Below are 21,102 nucleotides of genomic sequence, written 5' to 3'. Positions count from 1 at the left end.
AACGGATTACTCAGCAAAGAAAGAATGAATAGTTTCTCTTTCCCCTTTCGTAAAAAGTAGATTACATGATTCTCTTATCCGTCATGCCATTCTTCCCCATCAGGATTTTTCTCGCCCTTGACCCTCTTCATGGAGGCAGGCTTGTTCTTCTTGCTTTTCTGCAACATTGCCAGATGAGCCTCGAAGTCTGCCTGTTCCTCCTGGGTCGATTCGTAAGGCTTGTCCCATGAGCCACCTGCCTCAATCCATTTTATCAGCTGGTCTTTGAAGAAGTAGAGCGTGTTCCCTCTCTTGTAGAAAGGAATGCGCCTTTCAGATGTGTAAGCATAAAGCGATGAGACTTTCTTTCGGACGAAGGCACTTGCCTCTCTGATGTCCATAAGAACATGGTCATTCTCGCTCGGAGCATTGCCTATTCTCTGACCAATGTCATCAAGACGAGTCATCATCGTATTGACCTTTGTCAGAAGTTCGCCAACTGCACTGGGCAGTTGGTCGAACGATAATGATTTGTTTTCTTCCATTTGTTATCCTGATTATGTTTTTCACTTATGTCTGGTCACTCTCTTCCTTTGTTGGTATTTTGAGCGAGATACGTTCTGCCGCATCACGTTTGAGTTCGTCCACCACATCGGCATACACCTGAGTAGTGGCAAGATTGCTATGGGTAAGCAGCTTGCTCACGGTGTAGATGTCCGTTCCCTCTGCCAACTGCAAGGTGGCAAAGGTATGACGGAAGCAGTGGAAGGTGATGTGTTTCTCGATGCCGGAAGCCTTTATCCACGGTTTGAGATACAATGCCACTGTACTGTTCGTGAGATTCTTGAACACCTGTCCAGTGCTTCGCTCGCCACAGAGCTGCAAAGCCTCTTCGCTGATAGGCAGGATTGCAGCGGTGGAAGTCTTCTTTGTGATAATGTCCATTCCCCAGCCGCCATCAGCCAACTTGACGATATTCTCCCACTGGAGTCTGATGCAGTCAGAAAGGCGAAGACCTGTAAGGCAGGAGAAGAGACCTGCACGGCGAAGGACATCACTCTTGCAAGGAGTCTGAGACAACTGCAACAACTCTTCCTTGGTGAGGAACTGCCGCTTGTTGCCATGAGCCTTGGCACGCACAAGTTTCTTGGCGATATTCTCTTTGAGCAGTCCGTCCTCGTATGCGATGGCAAGGATGCACTTCAACTTGGTAAGGTTGTTGTTGGCTGTTGTTCCCATCATGCGCTTGCCGTTGTGCATACAGGCATCCGACAACAGGTAGTCGAGGAATCCCTGGCAGTACGGAACGGTAAGGTCGCAGAAGCGGCACTCGCCATGCGTGTAATTGTGGAAGTGCATGTAGGCGGTTGCCCAGTTCTGGCTGCTGCCACGCTCAATCATGAGGTTCTTGAAATATTCCAAGAAGCTCTCCTTGCCCTTGTTGCGGTCGAGGAAGCCATACTCCTCATTGATGATGGACTCAGTCCTGCGGCACTTGATGATTTCCGCTTTCTGAATCATACTTTTGTTGTACTCCTGCTGAAAGCGTTCAACAGGGTTGGTGTAGATGTAAAGACCAAGGTACTCCCTGCGTGAGAGCTTGCCTGTCTTCGGGTTGCGGATTGGAGGATAGAAATCCAGATAGAGGGAAGTCTGTCCGTTCTTGATAGGTCGTTTCCGCACGGTGACCTTTGTACAAATGTTCGTCATATTGTTATTCTTTTATTATTCTTACCGATGTGTATCTGTGGATGCGAATAGCCATGGTCGCAACGCTTTAACTCTCAAATCCGATGCAAAGTTAGATTGCCGTGAAAAGAGAAAAGCAAAGATGGCTTCAAATACAGCCAGAATTTAACCTGAATTTGCTTTTGAGTATGATTTTACGCTCAAAATCAGACTAAAAGCAGGTATTGGATGCGTTTTTTGTCTTATATCCGTTACTCTGCGTTGTGGGTTTGTTTCGACCGACATGGATGGGTGCTGCATAGCAATTGCAACGGCATGGGTCGTATATGAGTTTGTTTGAACCATCTCTTGACTTGTGTCTCACTTCCGTTTTGCCTTGGTCGTAGTACTGCTTTTCTCTGCCTTCTTGCGTGCAGCCTCCCAGTCTGCTTTCAGATAGTAGTTGGCTCTTCCGCCTTTGAACTTTCGGATTCTCACTCCATGGGTCTCCGCAAATCTGCGTACCTGTGTCTTGCCTAATCCGTAGAGTTTCATGATGTCGAAGCAGGTGTACCAGTCATCGGAAATGTTCTTACCCTGTTCTTCATTATAAAGCCCGATAACCCTTTCCACGTCTTCTTTCTTGAAGCAGGTCGTTCCCCATGCGTGAACTGACTGGAGTTGGTAACGATTGCGGACTTCATAGAATCTTCCATACTTGATATTAAAGGTGCTCAACACCTCTGCCATTGTGTAATGGGTGTCGTGGGTTACTCCATCAGGTGCTCTTTCACCAGCCCTGGGAGTCTTGCGACACTTTGCCAACTTGTTGACTGAGCCAGTCTCGGCATCTTTTAGCCTCTGTGCTTTCTTGGACGTTGCTCCTTCTAACGATAGGGAAGAAGGGAGAACCACCTGATAACCTTGTCCCTTGGCTATTTCAAGAAGGTCTTGCAAATAGATCCTGGTCATGCGTGTACCGAAATTTACGGCTCTTAGCCTGCCTTGACGAATAAGACTGCGTACTGTCTTGACGCTGATGCTTACTGCCTGCGCTGTTTCCTCTACGGACATCAGCACGATTGGAATGCGAGTTGTAGTATTCATTTTTACCGTTATTTTTGAATTTTGCAGTGACTCATGGGGGATGGTCCTTGACGGAAACTTTTAAGAGGAAACAAGGGGAAATAAGAGGAAATAAGAACCCTCATTAAGAACCGTGTGTCCCTCTGCCCATGGTACAACCGTGGTACAAAATTACTATAAACGGATGAAACTCGCAATAGGCGGTTGGAGCGTTATGTTAATGAATATGTATTGAAAATGAGCTATTTATGACGTTTCTCTAAGTTTTGTTTGGAGTTCTTTTCGATGCGTTTTAGTCCATATGGCATGCATGTGGAACGACTTGCCGCTGCCCGAAGGACCCAAACAAAAAAAGTTCGAGTTGTCGGTCAGCTTCTCCTTTCCCTCCTTTCCTGTGATGTCGATGGCTACGGGCACACCTTGGCGGTCGGTATAGTATATCTTCAGCGGGGTGTCCTCATTATGCACGATGCGCTCCTTGTACATCAGACAGGTGGCGGCATCGCCGAGGGTGAGGAATCGGTCGTAGTCGGCATTCATGCCATAGCAGTTGCCGGGGAAAGAGTTGACGAACAGCTCCAACTGGTTGTAGGCCCGCTTGCTGATGTGGATGCCCATGCGCGAGAAGGAGTTTTCGAGATGGTTGGTGCATTTCTGTATGTCGGTGTCGCCGCTCACTGCCACCACGAGGTTGTAGTGGGTATAGACGAGCTGCTTGCTCTCACGGGCTATCACCTCCTGCACACGCTTGATGTCCTCTACAGCCATCAGGTTGCTGGGGTTGGGCATGGAGGCATGGCGGTTTTTCTTCTTGTCGAGTAGGGCAAGCTCACGCTTCTGGTTGGGCACGAACACCATCTGGTTGAACACCACGCAGTCGGCTCCGGGCACGCTATCGACGATGCTCACGAGATCAACGGGCATACTGGTGTTGTTCACCTCGATATTTGCGTAGGGACGGATGACCGACGGCAAGTTGGCATAATCCACATCCACAAGGCTATACACCTTGCAGCTACGGTCCCCCATGCCGATGGTCTCGTCATCGACCTTGAAGTTGGTCATCGACACCACCTTGTCACGGAAGTTCATGGAGAAGAAACGGTCCACATACTCGCAGGCTTCCGTTTTGCCGAGGAATCGGGACTTCACGCCGGCATCCCTCAGCTGGTCGTGCACCTTGCGTATCTTCACCAAGAAGTCACGCCATTTCTTGTTGTCGAACGACATCAGACGGCTCTTCTTGTTCTCCTGTGTGATGGTGAGGTAGCAGACGCTGTCGGTAAAGGGTCTGCCGTTGAAATAGCGGAAGTAACTCTCGCTCAGGAACTCATGATTTCCACCGTTCTCTTCCTTGAATGCCTTCCTCACAAACACGTCCTGCTTGTGCAGCGCATAGCCTTCGCCCAAGGTCTGGGCAAGGGCGGCGAAGAGGTGGGTGAACTCATAGTAGGCCTCGATGTTGGCGGAATACTTCTGCACAGGGTTCTCCATCTTCAGAACAGCGGAGTATTCGCCCGTCTTGGTATAGAGCACGCCGATGCCATCCACTTCCTCGATGGAGAAGTAGATGTCCTGGAAGATGCGCTTGCGCTTCCCTCCCGTGCCGAATGCCTTGACACTGATGGCCATGCCCACGCAGATGGCTGAGAATATGAGTATGATGTATAGGGTCATTGTTCTTTTTCTTTTTTAATCGCAAAAAGGCGGGCGCACCCTCATGCGTGATGCCCCCACCTCCATTCACTTACAATCATTGATAGCTTTCCACTTGGACATAATGGATTCTCTTTTTTGTTTTACACTTTCTTTGAATAGGCATAGATGAATATGCCGTTGTCACTCTTCTTGCTGTGCAAGCCCTTGCGCTGCTTCATGACGATGAGAACGCCACCGACAGCTACGGCGAGGACTAGCAGCACGAGTCCTGCCACGAAACCGAAGATGCAGTAGCCGAGGATGAAACCCGCAACGGCTCCTCCTGCGGTGGCTGCCGCCCAGTAGATGTAGCGTCCCTGCAACCCGAAGAACTCCAATGGACGTTGCAGTCCCTTGAAAATGGGATAATCCGGAAAACGCTCTTGCTTTGTATCTGCCATAACTGTCAGTGTTTTAACGTTCTACATACTCACAATCTCACGCTGCGTTTAACCTCCAATGCCGAAGAACAGAGGCAGTGCCTGGGCTGCTGCAATGAGGAAAATACATGCGCCGACGACCATCATGATCTTCTTTTTCACGTCCTGTTCCTCGTTGTTCATGGCGATGTAAACGCTTATGGCTCCGACAATTGCAACGACACCTGCAATGGCATAGCAGAGCTTCACCACGATAGGTACATACTTGGCAATCTCCTCCGTCACTGTGGTAAGCGCGGTCGTTCCTGCCGAGTAGTCGCCGGCTGCGTTCTGTGCCATTGCTGCGGTGGTGCCGACAAGCAACATCAGGGCGAGCGTTTTCATGCGCTGTGAAGAGAAGAATCCCTTCACCTTCTTGTTAATCCTTTCAAACATTCTTTTTACCTTTTAATTTGTTACACTTTGAGTTATCTTATCTCGTATCACCTGTATCTCAAATCTGATAACCGAAGAAAGCGGGGAAGACGATGGTCGCTCCTATGAGGAACAGGCAGGCTCCCACCAGCATCATGATGTTCTTCTTCACTCCTTCTTCGCCCGTATTCATCTTTATATATATCTGCAAGGCGCTGACTATGACCACGATGCCCGCCACTGCATAGCACAGATAAACGATATAGAGCATCATCGTCACGGCATAGTCATGGGCACTCGCAAGTGCGTCCGCTCCCCAGCTGTAGTCCACGTTGCCACACTTAGCACTGGCCAGAGCTGGGGTTAAAGCGGCATATAATGATAGAAATGCACTTCTTGTTTTTGACATCATATCTCATTATTGAGTGATTCCACCTTGACCATGTCACGTCCATTGTGACGAAGACCGCGGGCGATGATGGTGTTGTTCAATTCTTCCGAATACATGGGGTCGGAATAGGTGGTATTCACTTCCTCCATCTTCTTCTCGATTGCGCTTTGTATCTTTTCAAGCACATGAGGCTTGCTCTCTTCCGCAGTGGCGGCTGCCTCCTCTGTAGGCTCTGCAAGCTGCTTCTCCTCGTAGGCTGTCTCATATTGGTTGTCGCCTACGCTGAAACCACCGTCGCTCTCGCTGACCGCTATCGACTCTTCCTCGTCGGTCATGTCACTGACATCAAACGACTCGCCCTGTGACTTCTCGTCCTTGGGCTTTCCGTACAGATCCTGCACGATGATGACCGTATAGTAGATGACATAGATTATGGTCACGACAATGGCGAATATTACAAATGACTTCATATTTTCAAGTTTGATTTTACTATGGTTTGGCTTATTGCCGATGCAAAGGAACTACCTTTTCTTCAATCTTAAACCGAAATGACTTTCCGCGGAGCCAAATCTTAACTCTAATTTTGATTACACTCGCAATCATACTCAAAAATCAAACTCGAAAGGCACAAAAAAAGCCCTTCCGATAGGGAAGAGCTTGTAAAGAGGGTGGATGAAAAAAATGTGGATGGCTATATGGTCAGGTACTTGCCATGGGAGAAGTCCTGATGTTCGTTAGAGAAAACATAGCCCAACTGGTTGGACAAGCATTGGGTGTTGCCTATCCTGGCATCGATGTTGGTGTGCGAATGTCCGTATATCCAATAGTCTATGCCGCTATCGGTGATATAGTCCTCCAACTCTACGGTGAACGCCACGTTTGCCTTGCTGCCTTGAAACTTTGGGTGGAGCATACGGAACGATGGTACATGATGGGTGACAACAATCTTATGGGCTGCTTGCGAATATGCCACTGCATCCTTGATAAAGGTGAGGCAACGTTCATGCTCAGCATTGAATTGGGCATGGGTCATCAGCTCACCTTTATATAATATACGGCGGAAGTCGCTTATCACTTGCTCGGTGAAGTAAGCGTCCTCCAAAGGAATCCTCGACCAAAGGGTGGAGAGGATGATGTCGGTGTCGCCAATCCTCGCAATACCGTTGTAGTGGCTGAATACATTGGGACGTACCTCCAAGAGATAGCCGTCGGGCAGTGTCGCCACATCATAATATTTGTAGAACTCATGGTTGCCCATGCAGCAATGCACCTCCTTGTAGTTCTCCGATGCCCAGTCCCAAAAGGGATGCTTGGAGTAGTTGTCATCGCCGAGATAGCCGATGTCGCCGGCAAGCAGCAGTATGTCGCCCGTCACCTCCAAGGGGTGGGCTTTCAGATACCGCCAATTGTCGGCAAACTCCAGATGCAGGTCGGATGCGTATTGTATCTTCATATTGGTCATGCTTCTATAAACAATTCATCCAGTTGATCTAACAGTCCGGTCACAAATGCCTCGTCTTGACCGAGTGACTTTGACAATGGTTCTGCGAGAGTTGACCAGTCGGCTCTGATGGAGGCGACAAACTCCCTTATACATGCCACTATTGAAGCAGGAGCCTCAATGTTGTCCTCAGTCATTATGACCACATTTTTCAGGATGTCCGAACGGTGCTTCTTGATGTCTTTGGTGTTCACATGCTTGCCGTCCCGCTTGTCTGCCATGAGATTTAGGTAGGCTCTTGCCTTCAGTGCTATCAAGGCAGCGGAATTGGCATGGCGTATGCCATCAGTCAGTTGGCTGTGTGCGATAGTAAAGTGATAGTAATCATCGTCCATGATGATGGCACTAAGACTCGACACATCTTCATCGGTCGGGATAGGTTCTATGACAAATCCCTTTGGCTCTCCAAGCACGTCGGGGTGGCGTGACAGCAGTTCTATCATCTCGGGATAGCCGTCTTTACCATCAAGGAAACGATACATTTCATACCTTGGTGGCTCACCAGCCTCCTGTTTCCTCTTTTCAGGTCGATAGCCAGCCTCCCGCACAAACTGCCAGAAGCGATTGGCGAAAGCCTCGGTCATGTTCTCTACGATGACTATCATGTCGATGTCGTGTGTGGCGCGTGGACGCACCACGGTATTGGTCATGGTGATGTCACAGGCTGCTCCGCCTATCACCACATAGTTTTCTGAGTATTCCGCAAATGCTTCACGGAACTTGACTAATCCTTCCATTTCTGTTCACTGATTATTCGTTCTACTTCTTTTTCTACTCTCGGATCATCATCATCTCTCAACGAAAGGACAAGGGAAAGGCGATCAACCCACTGGCTTTTGTCGCCCATTTTGCTGACAACAGGGTATTTCCATACCTCTATGATATAGTTGCCGTCATAGATGTTGGGATTCTCCATGACATCAGCCGACTTGACGGCACGATATTCCTTGCTTGTCATCATTATCATCTCTTCCCGGTCACGATTAAGCATGGAATAATGTGCCAGGGCATTGATGCCGCATACGGGGTATTCCGCATCCAAGCGTATGTCATCGCAAAAGATGCGGTTCTCCACAGGTGACAGCAAGACGTTCTGAGCCTTGTCCCACAGTTCCTTGCCCTTCAACTCGAAGTGTACCACCTTGCTGCGCTGTCCGTTCTGAATCTTTTGACACAGTCCTACATCTTCAAGACAGGTGACACCCAACGTGACGCTTTCGTAAGAATATGGAAGCAACGGTGCAATATCCCTTGGCGACATTCCTTCAATACTGCCCACCTGTAGGTGATAGAGTAGTATGTATTGCGCCACAGGGGTCAATACTTCGGCAATCTTCCTGTTGCTTGTCTTCTCCAATGCTATGATGCCTGGCAGATGGGCATATTCCTCGGACATGACAAAGAAGACTCCTTTGTCTGCCAGTCTGTGTCGCTCGTAGGTGGGTCCGGGCGCAAGGATAAACACCGCAGGCAGTCCCAGGGCTTCGGTCAACCGCTTGCCCGTGATGGCGCAAGTCCGTGGAGAGGGATTGCCCTTCTTGGGCTCAACGAACAGCAGGGGCGTGCCTTGGTATGTGCCATCATAGAAACGGTATGAGAGTTTCTCGCCAACCGTGATGCCTTTCAGGCTTTCCTTGGCACGAGGTTCCACCTCAAAGCGTCTGCCCAATATCCTTATTTCTTTTTTCAATTCCATTCTGCTACATTTTAATAATGTATTAAAACGATGCAAAAATAAGGATAATAATTGAGAATCAAGCATGTTTGGGCGAAAAAGTGCAGATTTGATATGTAATTTCAATGCATTTGAGCCATTTTTGCATCAAATGATGGTGTTTTCGTCTTTATAATGTCATTCAGATGCCGTTCGTTTCTTCCTCATCAGATAGTCGTTGACATCCTTGTAGTCGGCATATCTGAAGGACTCGTCCGTCACCCTGTACTCGAATACATTGCTGATGCTCTCAACCGTCTTGCGTCCTGCCTGGTCGTTGTCGAGGAAGCAATGGATGTGGGTGTAACGGTCAAGGTAATGCAATGCCTGTTTGAGGTTGGCGACTGAGTTCAGTATCATATAGTCGCAAGGGCTTTCAACGACAAACCATCGGTCTTGCTGTTTAACGAGGGTCATATAAGCAAGGAAGTCCATGAAGCCCTCAAAGACCAGACAACCGTTTTGCCACTCGTTGAACGTATGGGCAAGCAGGGTGATGTCCTTATGCCCGATGCAGCCCTTGAAATAGGGATTGCGCACCTCATGTCCTTCACTCAGATTGCCAAAGGCAATGCCATAGTAATGTTTTTGCTCAACCTTGTAGTGTATCTCCCTGCAATACATCCTGCCAATGGTGATGTCTATCCGTCGGCTACTGAAATAGGACAGCAGAGAATGGTTGCTCAGTGGGAGCAGCTTCACATCGTTCATCTTGGTTGTCGTGTATTCCTTGGCTGCGATAGCGGTCTCGATTGCCTTATCCACAGTGGCAATACTCTTGGACGCAAGGTAGGCAAGGGCATCGGAAACGGATTGTTTGTTATACATACGCTTTACCAGCTCCACAAGGTCACCGCCCTCCTTAATGGCGTAGTCGTACCACAGGTTCTCCTTCTTGCTGACCTTGAACGATGCGGTCTTCTCGTCCCTGAAGGGTGACAGATACCAGTAGGCATTGCCCTTCTTCTTTTTCAGCGTTACATTCTCCTTGTCTAAGAAGTCTATAATGCTCAGTTTCTTCGATTGTTCAATATTCATTGTACTTTCATTTGTTCGGTTTTACTTTGTCCATGGAAACAGTTTACTTTACCCTTTCTCCTATATAGGCACACCCGTAAACTAAACCATTTGCTAAACTACTTTTCCGCTTCCCAATTCAGCCTCCGATTTCGGTTTACTTTGGCCTTATTTCTTATATATAGGTACGGACGTAAACTAAACTGGTTTCTGAACTGTTTTTATTCCTCTTCATGGAACAGGTCAATCTCGGCAGGTGTATATCCGAAATAGTAATGATTATCCCGCTTCACTATGAGCTTTTGCTCGTTAATCAGGTATTTCAGCATTTTGATGATGACGCTTCTGCCACGCTTAAAGCCAATGTCTGCATAGGCTTGCGTTAATTCCTCCACCATGCGATCGAATCCTTTGATAGGTTTCTCCTTGAATGCAGCCGTCAGCGCCTCGTTATGCTGTTCGGATGTCAAGTCTTGGTAAGTAAACCTTGACGGTTGCTTGTCACCTTCTTCCTTCTCCGGCGTGTGCTCGACAATCTCTGGCAACCCTTCCTCATTGACTGTAAAGGCAAACGGCTTGAACTCCTTCTCACGGATGTGCATCGCCTTCACCTCGCTGATGTCGGGATTGGTGGTGCTCTTGGTGATGACAAGCACCGTCTCTGCCTTGTTGTTCATCTCCGTACCGATATGCCCGCGCACGTTATTGTCGCCCTTGTTCTGATGCAATACGCAATGGATGTGCAGGTCATACTTTGATGACCATTCCATCATCTTGTTGATGACCTCGACCGATTCTCCCGCATTGTTGATGTCGAGAAGCAGGTCTCTGATTCCGTCGATGATGACCAGTCCATAGCTTTGGTCTTGGGCAAGCGCATAGTCTATGACCTCTATCCTGACGGAGGGCGTGTACTCTCTCAGACAGATAAAGTCAAGGTTCTCGTTGTCGATGCTTGTAGGTAGACCAGCGAGCTTCAGGATGCGCTCCAGCACATTATGGCAGTGATAGCGGCTCTGCTCCGTATCTACATACAGTATCTTGCGTTTCCCCTCTGGCAGACTGGCGCGATAGTTCAGTACCTTGCCGTTGGCGAGGGAAGCGGCTACCAAGGCAGACACGTTGAAGGTCTTTTTCGCCTTTGCCTTACCAGTAGAAGCACTGAAGTTGCCCAATGTGGCTATGCTGGAATTATCAACCCATATAATCTGAGGAGGTGTTTTATAAGTATCTGTTGCCTTTATCAACGATTCGCTCAATATGCGATTGAGACGCTGTACTCCTTCCTCTTTTGAGTTAGGCTGTACATGTTTGTTATTTTCTTCCATTTTCATTCTTTCGGATTATCAATTTCTATTTTCGTTACCATTCCAATGACCTCTTGTTTGTTTTGGAGCAGCCACTTGTCGATTTCTTCTCTATTAAAATACAGCATTTTTCCCCTTGGCTTATAGTGTGGAACTTCTTTTGCGGCTGTAAGTTTGTATAGCAGGCTTTCAGAAACACCAATATACTTACATGCTTCGTCAAACCCCAAGACGGTTTTGGTCTGCTTGACCATCTTCTCCAATTCCTCGATTCGCTCTATTAGTTTGTCAATAGGTCCCAAAGCCTCCAAACTGTCTTCTATTGCGACAATTCGCTCATAGAGTCTAAAATGTCTTTCATTCATGTGTCACGTACCTTAATTAAATTGTTTACAGACAGTAGCACGGTTATATTAGCCGTCTATTCTTTCTTTGTGTAGATAGTACATATTCCTCTGCTTCTCTTTGAATCTCGTTCTTCGATTTGCCCTTGGTTCCTTGAAGCCATTCATCTATCTCAGATTTGAGGAACATGATGCGTTTGCCTCTCTTGTGAAACGGTATTTCCCGATTGCTTGTCCAGCAATATATGGTATGCTCTACCGGATGTGTTGGGAGATAAGCACATAATTCAGCAACCGTAAACCATGTTTCTTCTTTTTCTGATTGAACAAGTTCATATATACCATCAATCTTGTCTTCTAATGATGACAGCTTTTTCAGTACCCCCGTTATAGCGTTGGGAATATCTTCAAATCTTATACTATTTTCTTCCATGCTAATTATTTTTTATGATTTTTGATGCAAAGTTATGGGGAGACTGTCACTAAATAGAAAAAGTAACGTGATAGTAAGGCAGTATCAACCAAACTATCACGTTTTTACTTTCATTTAGCAGAATTATTGTGATTTATTCCTCTCTTAATATCTGTTCGATGGATTTGCAGATGGCATATTGACTTGCTGTCATGGAAACGTTTCTTCTTATCCTTGAAAGAGAAGAGGAAAGACAACTTGAAGTTATGAATTTCTCTGTTCCATCCTTTTTGATACTGGTTAAGAAGCGACCTTCTCCCATGACATATTGCCAATTATTGTTTATCAAATGGTATTGAGCCATAGCGTCAAACAGTACGGCTACATTACGTACATTCTTTACACGGATAGATGCGTCCAAGTCGCACTTGAATAGGCGACACAACTCGCTACGCACATCACTGTTGTCGGCAAAATCAAATATGTCGTGACTTTGGACAAGTTCTACCAACAAATCCATCTGTCTGTCTGACAATTGGCATCCCAAAGTGAGGATGGACGATTTCTTTCGGGTAAGGATTGGCAGACCAGTACCCACATGTTGAAGAAACAACTCAATAAGTTCCTGCTTGGAATAATCTTCTTTTTTCTTGATTATTGACACACACTTAGAGTCTCTAAACAAAGTACCAATAATGCCAATTGCCATCTGTCGCGAGTTCTTACAACGTGCACAATCACAGTCAATATATTGGTGACTGCGCTCAAATAGTTCTATGAAGTACTCTGTCTTCATATGATTCTTTTCAGCTTGAAGATACCAACTTCTTGCGATCTCAAACAACTCATACAGTTCTCTGTAGAAGTCTTCTGTACACTCCACATGTTTGTGGACACGCTTGCTCTCTTCAAAAAGAGAGAAGCCAAAAAAGGCTGTCTTTTTTCATTTTTATCTGTTTATTGTTATAAATGTTTGGTTTCCACGAAAGGTTAAAGTGCCAAAACAATAGCATCATTACATAGAATGTTGAAAATGAAAGGCACTAAAAACCACCTGTACAATAAAGGACTTATTGATACAAGTGGTCTTCTATACTAAGTGCTTACAAATGATAATCACTATTCATCTATGTCCAACTTAAAAGCTTCTGTAGCTTCATCTTTCTTCTTGTCAATTACTTTTGCGTAGATTTGCGTGGTTTTTACATTGGTATGCCCTAACATTTTGCTTACGGTATATATGTCTGTACCGTTAGCCAATTGTAACGTTGCATAGGTGTGGCGGAAGCAATGAAAGGTGATGTGCTTGGTAATCCCTGATGCTTTTACCCACCGTTCCAAAGGCCTAGATATCCATGAAGGGTCAGGCAGTCCGGCAAACACCAACAGTTCTCCGTCTTTCTTGCGCTCACCGCAAAGCTTGTATGCCTGTGGCGATATAGGCATGTATTCAACGCCCTTAGTCTTCTGCTGAGTGAAATTGAGACGGTACCCACCATTGTATTCTTCAACCTCTGACCATTTAAGCTTTTGAATATCGCTATGTCGCATTCCTGTCAGTGCAGAGAACAAGGCTGCCCGTTTTAGTATATCATCACACGGAGTCTTTGCCAATATATTAAGTTCTTCCAGTGACAGATACTCTCTTCGAGCACTCTGAAACATGATATTTTTAGCCTTGGCAGCAATATCACAATTCAGATAGCCATCCACGAAAGCTTGTTTGAGTGCCGCCTTGAAGATAGAGAAGTACGTCGATGCCGTATTCCTTGAAATAGTTCCTTTCTTAGAACCACCCTGCGGTGCCTTTATCAAGAAGGAACGGAATGCCTCAATATACTTCATGTCAATCTGCGAGAACTGTATGTAGTCACACTTGGCAAACATTGACAACAGTGTGTGCAATCTGCGCCAGTTGACAACTATCGATTCTGACGCAGTTTCCTCTCTTTCTTTGATTAACTTCTCAATATACTCCAGAACATTGCATTTTGAGCGTTCGCTTTGTTCTGCCATTTCCATTTGCTGGTCAGTAAAGAGAGCCATGTTGTCGTACTCTTTTTGACGCAGGACTCGAACGCCATCCGCATAAAGGCAAGTTTCCATATCTTGCTTGGATTTACACTGAATAACGCCATTGTCATCTCGCTTGGGCTTGTACTTTATTCTACCAGCAACGGCTCGCTCGCTTCGTCGTTTATCCCATATAGGGGTAGTAATAGACCTCCTGAGATATTCACGCACTCGTTTGGGTTTGTCATTTCCCGTCTCATAAACAGGATAAGCTTCAAGATAGATGAACCACTCATCTCTCCACTCACTTTTCTTTAATTTGACGGAGACTTTAGTATAATCTAATCTTTTCATAATGGTTTTATATCTTTATAAAGTTTGTCTATTGATTCCTTGTGAGCATACACATAATTACCGATTTGCCGGGTCGGTATTGAGTATTTTCGTATATGAGCATACACGGTGCTGTCATCCAGATGAAATTTCTTGGAAATCTCACCTATTGTATAGCAATCCTCTGGTTCCATGCGGTACATGGTAACTGGTTTCCTTGGCTTGGTGTCAAGCGGAGACTGTCTTAACGGAAACAGATTCATTAGTTCTCCTTTGCATACAAGTCGTATTCCTTTCTCTGGCTCAATGAAGGAAATCTTTTTCATGTAGATGAGCCTATAAATGGTTGAGCGGCTTGCACCAAACATAGCATACGCTTCCGTTATGCTGATATACTCTTTAGACTTGGGCATATTGCTTACAATCTTGTCCAGTTCAAGTTGGCGTTTTTCTTCATCATGCTTACGCTTCCACGCCACCTTGGAGCATTTGGGTGAACAATACCAGGACTCCAAAGTCCTTGCGAAGAACTCTTCTCCGCACACAGGACATTTCCGTACTATCTTATACTTTGCTACTGCCATAATTCATTCATTTTGTAGTTCTTAATATCTATTCTTCTCATCATATCTACTTTTTCTTACAGGTACAAATAAGGTACAGATGTTTATAATAATAACGCAAAGATAGCAATATTATTGTGTACGGCCAAAAACAAGAAAAGCGTGTAACTCATTGAGCTACACGCTTTCCATTTGATATTGTATTCTTATTTCTCTATGTGCTTATTTCACTTCCTCAAAATCAACATCAGTAACATTATCCTTACCATTGTTATTGTTACCAGCATTGCCATTAGCCTGACCACCGAAGTTAGGACCAGCCTGTGCACCGCCCTGAGCGTTCTGAGCGTTATACATTTCCTGGCTTGCAGCCTGGAATACTGAGTTCAATTCGCCCATTGCAGCATCGATTCCGGCAATATCCTGAGCTTTGTGAGCTTCTTTCAACTTACCAAGAGCAGCTTCGATTGGAGCTTTCTTGTCAGCTGGGATCTTATCGCCAAGTTCTTTCAACTGTTTTTCAGTCTGGAAGATCATGCTGTCTGCCTGATTCAACTTGTCGATACGTTCTTTTTCTTTCTTATCAGCTTCAGCATTTGCAGCAGCTTCTTCCTTCATACGTTTAACTTCGTCGTCGCTCAAACCACTTGAAGCTTCGATACGGATACTCTGAACTTTACCAGTTCCTTTATCCTTAGCAGATACGTTCAAGATACCGTTTGCGTCGATATCGAATGTTACTTCAATCTGAGGAACACCGCGCTGTGCTGCTGGAATACCATCCAAGTGGAAACGACCGATTGACTTGTTGTCGCGAGCCAATGAACGTTCACCCTGCAATACGTGGATTTCAACTGATGGCTGGTTATCAACAGCTGTTGTAAATGTTTCAGACTTCTTAGTTGGGATTGTTGTGTTAGCTTCAATCAACTTAGTCATCACACCACCCATTGTTTCGATACCCAATGAAAGCGGAGTTACATCAAGCAACAACACGTCTTTAACTTCACCTGTCAATACACCACCCTGGATTGCAGCACCTACGGCAACAACTTCGTCCGGGTTAACACCTTTTGAAGGAGCTTTACCGAAGAATTTCTCAACGATAGCCTGAACTGCCGGGATACGTGTTGAACCACCAACCAAGATTACTTCATCGATATCAGAAGTGCTCAAACCTGCATCCTGCAAAGCCTGACGGCAAGGAGCGATACATGCCTGAATCAAGCTGTCAGCCAACTGTTCGAACTTAGAACGAGTCAAAGTCTTAACCAAGTGTTTTGGAACACCGTTAACTGGCATGATATACGGCAAGTTGATTTCTGTTGAAGTTGTGCTTGACAATTCAATCTTAGCCTTTTCAGCAGCTTCTTTCAAACGCTGCAAAGCCATAGGATCCTGACGCAAGTCAACACCTTCTTCTTTCTGGAACTCGTCTGCCAACCAGTCGATGATTACGTGGTCGAAGTCATCACCACCAAGGTGTGTATCACCGTTTGTTGATTTAACTTCAAATACACCGTCACCCAACTCAAGGATTGAGATATCGAATGTACCACCACCAAGGTCGAATACTGCAATCTTCATATCCTTGTTAGCTTTGTCCAAGCCGTAAGCCAAAGAAGCAGCAGTCGGTTCGTTTACGATACGGCGAACTGTAAGACCTGCAATTTCACCAGCTTCCTTAGTTGCCTGACGCTGTGCGTCGCTGAAGTATGCAGGCACTGTGATAACAGCTTCTGTTACTTCCTGACCCAAATAGTCTTCAGCTGTTTTCTTCATTTTCTGAAGAATCATTGCTGAGATTTCCTGTGGAGTATAAAGACGACCGTCGATATCTACACGAGGAGTATTGTTATCACCACGAACCACTTTATATGGAACACGTGAGATTTCTTTCTGAACTTGATCAAATGTTTCACCCATGAAACGTTTGATAGAGAAAATTGTCTTCTGTGGGTTTGTGATTGCCTGACGTTTTGCAGGATCACCTACTTTACGTTCACCACCATCAACGAATGCTACGATTGAAGGAGTTGTTCTTTTACCTTCGCTGTTAGCAATTACAACCGGTTCGTTACCTTCCAATACAGATACACAAGAGTTGGTTGTTCCTAAGTCAATTCCAATAATCTTTCCCATAATATTTATATCTTTTTTTGTTATTATTCAATTTTAATTTCTCCGCCTCTTTTTCGGAGGCTTCGCTTTATATCAAACAAACTGCGTGCCAAAAATAAAAACAGGTTTATTCTGATATTTCCATGTCAGTTTTACAGACATTTTGACAGAATAAACCTGTTTTGCGAAGTTTATGGGATAAATTATGGCAGAAAAATGAATATTATAGTTGACAATAGAACAAGTGACGCAAATCGCCCGGTCAACTCAATCACCACTCAATATTTATTCCATGAAACAATTTCCGAAATATTCTTACGTTTCTTATCCCGTTTTGGAGCCGTACTATATCCTATAACAATATCCAGAAGCACACGCTTGTTTGCCGGGATATTCAACAGCGAACGGACTTTATCCTCGTTGAACCAACCAAGGATGCAGCTTCCAAGTCCTTCCGACTCGGCGGCAAGAACAATATGAGAAGCAACTATACCGACATCGATATGAGCAAAATTCTTATCCTTCACCCATGCTCCGAAACCGGCAGATAAATTTGGCTTTTCCTCAACTATCACAATATGCACCGGAGCCTGTTTGGTGAAATGATTTATACCCAAAACTTTGCTTGCTACAGCATCGGCAAGACGGTTTTTCAGTTCCGGCTCATTAACTACAATGAAATGCCAAGGCTGCGAATTGCAAGCCGACGGAGCAAGGCGCGCCGAATATAATATACGGTCAATCTTCTCCTTTTCAACCGGTCTGTTGGCATCATAGGCTCTGTCGCTTTGGCGAAGTGCTACTAGTTCATGAAAATCCATTTCCTATAAGTTTTGAAGTTGAACATTTATTGAAACAACATCATCTTGCTTATATATTTACCTACGATATCAAACTCTAGGTTCACAACAGTTCCTTTTTCAATCTGGCAGAAATTTGTATGATCGTGAGTGTAAGGTATGATTGCCACCTGGAAAGAATTCAGTGTAGAATTACAAACTGTCAGGCTGACACCGTTCACACAAACCGAACCTTTCTCAACTGTCATATAACCCTGGCGTGCCAAATCTTTGTTAAGTTCGTACTCGAAAGTATAATACCAGCTTCCGTCAGCCTCCTCAACATTTGTACAAACTGCAGTCTGGTCAACGTGTCCCTGAACGATATGTCCGTCCAAACGGCCGTTCATCAACATACTTCTTTCAAGGTTCACAAGGCTTCCTTCCTTAAGCATACCAAGATTTGAGCGTTCCAAAGTTTCCTTGATAGCAGTTACAGTATATGTTTTGTCTGTTTTGCTAACAACTGTCAGACAAACGCCATTATGAGCCACACTCTGGTCAATCTTCAATTCGTTCACAAAAGAACATTCCATTGTCAGATGAATATTTCCTTTGTCGTGCTCAACTGATACAACCTTAGCAGGTTCTTCTACAATTCCTGAAAACATATTTTATTCCTCCTTATTACTTTATTTAAGTTTCAAAATCCCGTTGCATAAATGCAATTATCGGCAAATATATGGAATTTAGTCAAGCCACACAAAAAGGAATATCTACTAATGTTTAACGGACTAAACTTTCAGGAGTTTTCAATAAAACAATATTTTATTATAAATAATTAGGCAATCCTTCTAAAAACTAAGCCTTAGATTATAAAAACTCAGTCTCAGTTTTTATAATCTTAATCTGAGTTTATAAAAACTAAAGCTTAGTTTTAAGAATAATATATTATATATGTAACTATTTTTACTTCCTACATTGTTATATATAAGAATCGAAAACACGGTTAAATCAGTTCAAAAAAAGAATAACTATTGCATTGTGATAAAAAAAACGTATATTTGCATTCTCGAATAGAGAAAACAAATCATGGGGCTGACCGGTTTTGACAGCGGGTAGAAGTGGTTTGTAAGCATGTAGTGCCTGGTCGGCTAGCACTATAATCTGAGACGGCGAACAATTAACTGGCGAAAACAATTATGCTCTCGCTGCTTAATCGAAGAATAGTAGATTAGAGCTTAATTCCTGCAAAAGTTGCGGGAACGGGACATCACCCGGATGCTGTGGCTTCGAAGCTATCCGATACGGTGGTGCAGATATATCGGAGATAGTCTGACGCATTCCTCGGGCGAAGGATGAAGTTTTAGAGGATAAGGTTCAAGTGGGTGGCTTCGGTCTTGCTTGTTCCCGACAATGAAGGCGAAGATAAACATGTAGAAAGCAAATTAATTCCTCGTTTGGACGAGAGTTCGAATCTCTCCAGCTCCACAACCAAACGATAAGAAAGGAGTCGGCAACGATTCCTTTTTTTGTTTAAACACAAACACAAAAAACGTAATAACAACTCCAAATCAAGCTAATACTAGAGGAATGACAGTTATTTTGTAACAATATTTAAGCACTGTAAAACACCTTATTATCACACACATACAATTTACATACAGTTATTTTTTTTCGTAAGTTTATATTTATTATTACAATTTACAATTTTTATCTATCTTTGCAGCCCGTCAAACTAAATTAGATTAATCGTTTTAACAAAAATCGTAGAATTTATTAATATTGATCTAAACACTTATGTATAGAGCCTTAATTCCGCAACACTATTATAAATATAACTTTTTAAGGTGTTGAAGCAACTGTTCATACAACGGTTGTTACATCCTGCGCATGACATTGCATTTGCAGTTTCTGACAAGATAGGACTTGACAGGAGAGCTGCACCAGCCAAAATAGGCAGAGCACCTTTAGCGGCTCTCTTAAAGAACTCACGACGAGACTGAAGTTCTTCATTCTTACCATTTTTCTTCATAAAATAAAAAATTTAAATTAAACAATATGCCTTTCGGCATTATTTGACAATCTCAATAAAATCAGTAGGAATATACGCAGTAGCGACAAGGCACAATCCCGAGATCTCAACAACAATTCTTTGTTGTCCTGCTATTCTGGCAACTTTTCCAACCACTCCCTTGAAGTCACCAGCTATTACTCGTACTTTATCTCCACTTTTATAGTGACACTGTTCCGCTGTAACAATGCGTACATGCTCACTATCAGTACTTGTTGCTTTGATAAAATTTATCATTGCATTGTATGGTATAATAAGCGGAGGATTTTTACCGTTTGCCTCTGGAGGAAGCGTCTTATCCAAATAATATTTTATAAAAGAGATTGGGGCATCAACTGTCTTTTTCACAAAACTGTCTGATTGTTCCCTTGTGGCGTATATAAAAAGAAAGTTGGGAAGAAGAGGCTGTTGTATTCGCTTCTTCTTCCCAGCAATCACTTTTAGTACATAGTGCATCGGCACGTATGTCTTAATATCATTCTTCTTTGCTTTCTCTACGGCTGCATTTACCCTGTTATAAGTAGCACGAAGAACAAACCAGTTGTAACCTTCCTGCTGGACATATTCCGAGGACACCCCTGTTTGTGAGCTTTGGGCTTCGGGGGAGACATTGGAGGCAAATCCAATGTGAGGAGGTGAATCGCAACCTCGTTTGGTATGCGCATTAAGCAATGCGTTCATATCGGCTTATATGTCGTTGCTCGTTAATAGCAATATAGACATAAAAAGAGCGTGGAAACGTCTGTTGTCTATTCCACAGTCTGAGGCTCTAGCAATTGCCTATCATAGTTGAACAGACAACGTCAGAGCCCACGCCGATATGAATAATCATTTCCATTAGGAGACCATAATAAACAATTGTTGTGCCCGAAAAGGTACAATCCGTGCTTACAGGTCTCCGCAGGAGCGATATTATCACACCCGGGACATCTACCGTTGGCTTTGCTCAAGACTATGATAACTGTTAATTTGCTAGATTACAGACTGTCTTAAACAGAGCGTTAGTAAACGCCTTCATTATGTCTGGACTATCTTTCCCACCCAATGCCCGCTTTGTACCGCTTTGTCATTATGACTCCGCCATACTCAGCACGGCGTAGGCTGCCTTGTATGCCATCACGAAAGAACACGTCTAACCTCAATGGCTATAAACATGGCGATAATAGTCCGCTGCAAAAGTACAAAGAAAATCTCAATACAACCTCATTTTGTTATGGAAAAGTATGTATAAACCTTAAATTTAACCATAATTAACTAAATTCTTGCTCAAATCTCGTATATTTTGTGTAAGGAAATGGCCTCTTATTG

General features: G+C 44.3%; 22 protein-coding genes, 1 other RNA gene and 1 pseudogene. 1 reads left to right on the top strand and 23 read right to left on the bottom strand.

Features of this window, described 5'->3' with window-relative positions:
• Nucleotides 1-74 precede the first annotated feature (74 nt).
• The 21 genes and pseudogenes from ACYIAR_RS05825 to ACYIAR_RS05725 all read right to left on the bottom strand — a co-directional run bounded on the left by ACYIAR_RS05825 (nucleotide 75) and on the right by ACYIAR_RS05725 (nucleotide 18,391).
• Nucleotides 75-524, bottom strand: coding sequence for a helix-turn-helix domain-containing protein (locus tag ACYIAR_RS05825; RefSeq protein WP_048317556.1), 450 nt, complete (start codon nucleotides 522-524; stop codon nucleotides 75-77).
• Between the two features lie 25 nt (nucleotides 525-549).
• Entirely contained in the window at nucleotides 550-1,689 is a 1,140-nt protein-coding gene (locus tag ACYIAR_RS05820; protein ID WP_048317558.1) for a site-specific integrase, read from the bottom strand.
• A gap of 339 nt (nucleotides 1,690-2,028) precedes the next feature.
• A complete protein-coding gene (locus ACYIAR_RS05815) occupies nucleotides 2,029-2,754 on the bottom strand; it encodes a helix-turn-helix domain-containing protein (RefSeq protein WP_048317560.1) in 726 nt (241 codons plus the stop codon).
• A gap of 231 nt (nucleotides 2,755-2,985) precedes the next feature.
• A pseudogene (locus ACYIAR_RS05810) lies at nucleotides 2,986-4,410 on the bottom strand (TraG/VirB4 family ATPase); the annotation flags it as partial.
• A 122-nt stretch (nucleotides 4,411-4,532) separates the two neighbouring features.
• The gene (locus ACYIAR_RS05805; RefSeq protein WP_005816074.1) at nucleotides 4,533-4,832 is read right to left on the bottom strand and encodes a DUF4133 domain-containing protein; all 300 of its coding nucleotides are present in this window, start codon (nucleotides 4,830-4,832) and stop codon (nucleotides 4,533-4,535) included.
• A gap of 48 nt (nucleotides 4,833-4,880) precedes the next feature.
• Nucleotides 4,881-5,246: a DUF4134 domain-containing protein gene (locus tag ACYIAR_RS05800; protein WP_007837354.1), complete on the bottom strand. Its 366-nt coding sequence runs from the start codon at nucleotides 5,244-5,246 to the stop codon at nucleotides 4,881-4,883.
• Between the two features lie 58 nt (nucleotides 5,247-5,304).
• A complete protein-coding gene (locus tag ACYIAR_RS05795; RefSeq protein WP_005812854.1) occupies nucleotides 5,305-5,637 on the bottom strand; it encodes a DUF4134 domain-containing protein in 333 nt (110 codons plus the stop codon).
• Nucleotides 5,634-6,086 carry a hypothetical protein gene (locus tag ACYIAR_RS05790; protein WP_005812857.1) on the bottom strand — a complete coding sequence of 151 codons (453 nt, stop codon included), beginning with the start codon at nucleotides 6,084-6,086 and terminating at the stop codon, nucleotides 5,634-5,636. The genes ACYIAR_RS05795 and ACYIAR_RS05790 overlap by 4 nt, the downstream gene beginning before the upstream one ends.
• Nucleotides 6,087-6,307: 221 nt before the next feature.
• Complete coding sequence (locus tag ACYIAR_RS05785) at nucleotides 6,308-7,078, bottom strand: metallophosphoesterase (RefSeq protein ID WP_007837351.1); 771 nt, start codon at nucleotides 7,076-7,078, stop codon at nucleotides 6,308-6,310.
• On the bottom strand, nucleotides 7,075-7,854 hold the full coding sequence (locus ACYIAR_RS05780) for a hypothetical protein (protein WP_005812861.1): 780 nt from the start codon (nucleotides 7,852-7,854) through the stop codon (nucleotides 7,075-7,077). Before ACYIAR_RS05780 ends, ACYIAR_RS05785 begins: the two co-directional genes overlap by 4 nt.
• Complete coding sequence (locus ACYIAR_RS05775) at nucleotides 7,842-8,813, bottom strand: hypothetical protein (protein ID WP_005812863.1); 972 nt, start codon at nucleotides 8,811-8,813, stop codon at nucleotides 7,842-7,844. The genes ACYIAR_RS05780 and ACYIAR_RS05775 overlap by 13 nt, the downstream gene beginning before the upstream one ends.
• A gap of 156 nt (nucleotides 8,814-8,969) precedes the next feature.
• Complete coding sequence (locus ACYIAR_RS05770; RefSeq protein WP_005812865.1) at nucleotides 8,970-9,869, bottom strand: toprim domain-containing protein; 900 nt, start codon at nucleotides 9,867-9,869, stop codon at nucleotides 8,970-8,972.
• A 200-nt stretch (nucleotides 9,870-10,069) separates the two neighbouring features.
• Nucleotides 10,070-11,176 (bottom strand): AAA family ATPase, encoded by a 1,107-nt coding sequence (locus ACYIAR_RS05765; protein ID WP_005812867.1) that lies wholly within the window; start codon nucleotides 11,174-11,176, stop codon nucleotides 10,070-10,072.
• A gap of 2 nt (nucleotides 11,177-11,178) precedes the next feature.
• On the bottom strand, nucleotides 11,179-11,520 hold the full coding sequence (locus tag ACYIAR_RS05760; protein WP_005812869.1) for a helix-turn-helix transcriptional regulator: 342 nt from the start codon (nucleotides 11,518-11,520) through the stop codon (nucleotides 11,179-11,181).
• Nucleotides 11,521-11,563: 43 nt separating this feature from the next.
• On the bottom strand, nucleotides 11,564-11,932 hold the full coding sequence (locus ACYIAR_RS05755) for a helix-turn-helix domain-containing protein (protein ID WP_004320284.1): 369 nt from the start codon (nucleotides 11,930-11,932) through the stop codon (nucleotides 11,564-11,566).
• A 133-nt stretch (nucleotides 11,933-12,065) separates the two neighbouring features.
• Nucleotides 12,066-12,707, bottom strand: a complete 642-nt coding sequence (locus ACYIAR_RS05750) for a hypothetical protein (RefSeq protein ID WP_005812872.1) — start codon at nucleotides 12,705-12,707, stop codon at nucleotides 12,066-12,068.
• Nucleotides 12,708-13,030: 323 nt separating this feature from the next.
• Complete coding sequence (locus ACYIAR_RS05745) at nucleotides 13,031-14,278, bottom strand: site-specific integrase (protein WP_005812874.1); 1,248 nt, start codon at nucleotides 14,276-14,278, stop codon at nucleotides 13,031-13,033.
• Complete coding sequence (locus ACYIAR_RS05740; protein ID WP_005812876.1) at nucleotides 14,275-14,841, bottom strand: hypothetical protein; 567 nt, start codon at nucleotides 14,839-14,841, stop codon at nucleotides 14,275-14,277. The genes ACYIAR_RS05745 and ACYIAR_RS05740 overlap by 4 nt, the downstream gene beginning before the upstream one ends.
• 201 nt (nucleotides 14,842-15,042) lie before the next feature.
• The gene (gene dnaK / locus ACYIAR_RS05735) at nucleotides 15,043-16,962 is read right to left on the bottom strand and encodes a molecular chaperone DnaK (protein ID WP_480332682.1); all 1,920 of its coding nucleotides are present in this window, start codon (nucleotides 16,960-16,962) and stop codon (nucleotides 15,043-15,045) included.
• A 257-nt stretch (nucleotides 16,963-17,219) separates the two neighbouring features.
• Entirely contained in the window at nucleotides 17,220-17,762 is a 543-nt protein-coding gene (locus ACYIAR_RS05730; protein WP_480332680.1) for a nitroreductase family protein, read from the bottom strand.
• A 26-nt stretch (nucleotides 17,763-17,788) separates the two neighbouring features.
• Nucleotides 17,789-18,391, bottom strand: a complete 603-nt coding sequence (locus tag ACYIAR_RS05725; protein ID WP_480332678.1) for a riboflavin synthase — start codon at nucleotides 18,389-18,391, stop codon at nucleotides 17,789-17,791.
• A gap of 423 nt (nucleotides 18,392-18,814) precedes the next feature.
• Between ACYIAR_RS05725 and ssrA the strand changes: the two genes are divergently transcribed.
• Nucleotides 18,815-19,214, top strand: a transfer-messenger RNA (tmRNA) gene (ssrA, locus tag ACYIAR_RS05720).
• Between the two features lie 304 nt (nucleotides 19,215-19,518).
• Here ssrA and ACYIAR_RS05715 read toward each other — a convergent pair.
• Nucleotides 19,519-19,755, bottom strand: a complete 237-nt coding sequence (locus ACYIAR_RS05715; protein ID WP_480332676.1) for a hypothetical protein — start codon at nucleotides 19,753-19,755, stop codon at nucleotides 19,519-19,521.
• A 39-nt stretch (nucleotides 19,756-19,794) separates the two neighbouring features.
• Nucleotides 19,795-20,475: a UpxY family transcription antiterminator gene (locus ACYIAR_RS05710; RefSeq protein WP_049129570.1), complete on the bottom strand. Its 681-nt coding sequence runs from the start codon at nucleotides 20,473-20,475 to the stop codon at nucleotides 19,795-19,797.
• Nucleotides 20,476-21,102: the final 627 nt, after the last annotated feature.

This window comes from Parabacteroides sp. KHUB-01 (assembly GCF_056640935.1).
This window is presented reverse-complemented; position numbering and strand designations above follow the sequence as displayed.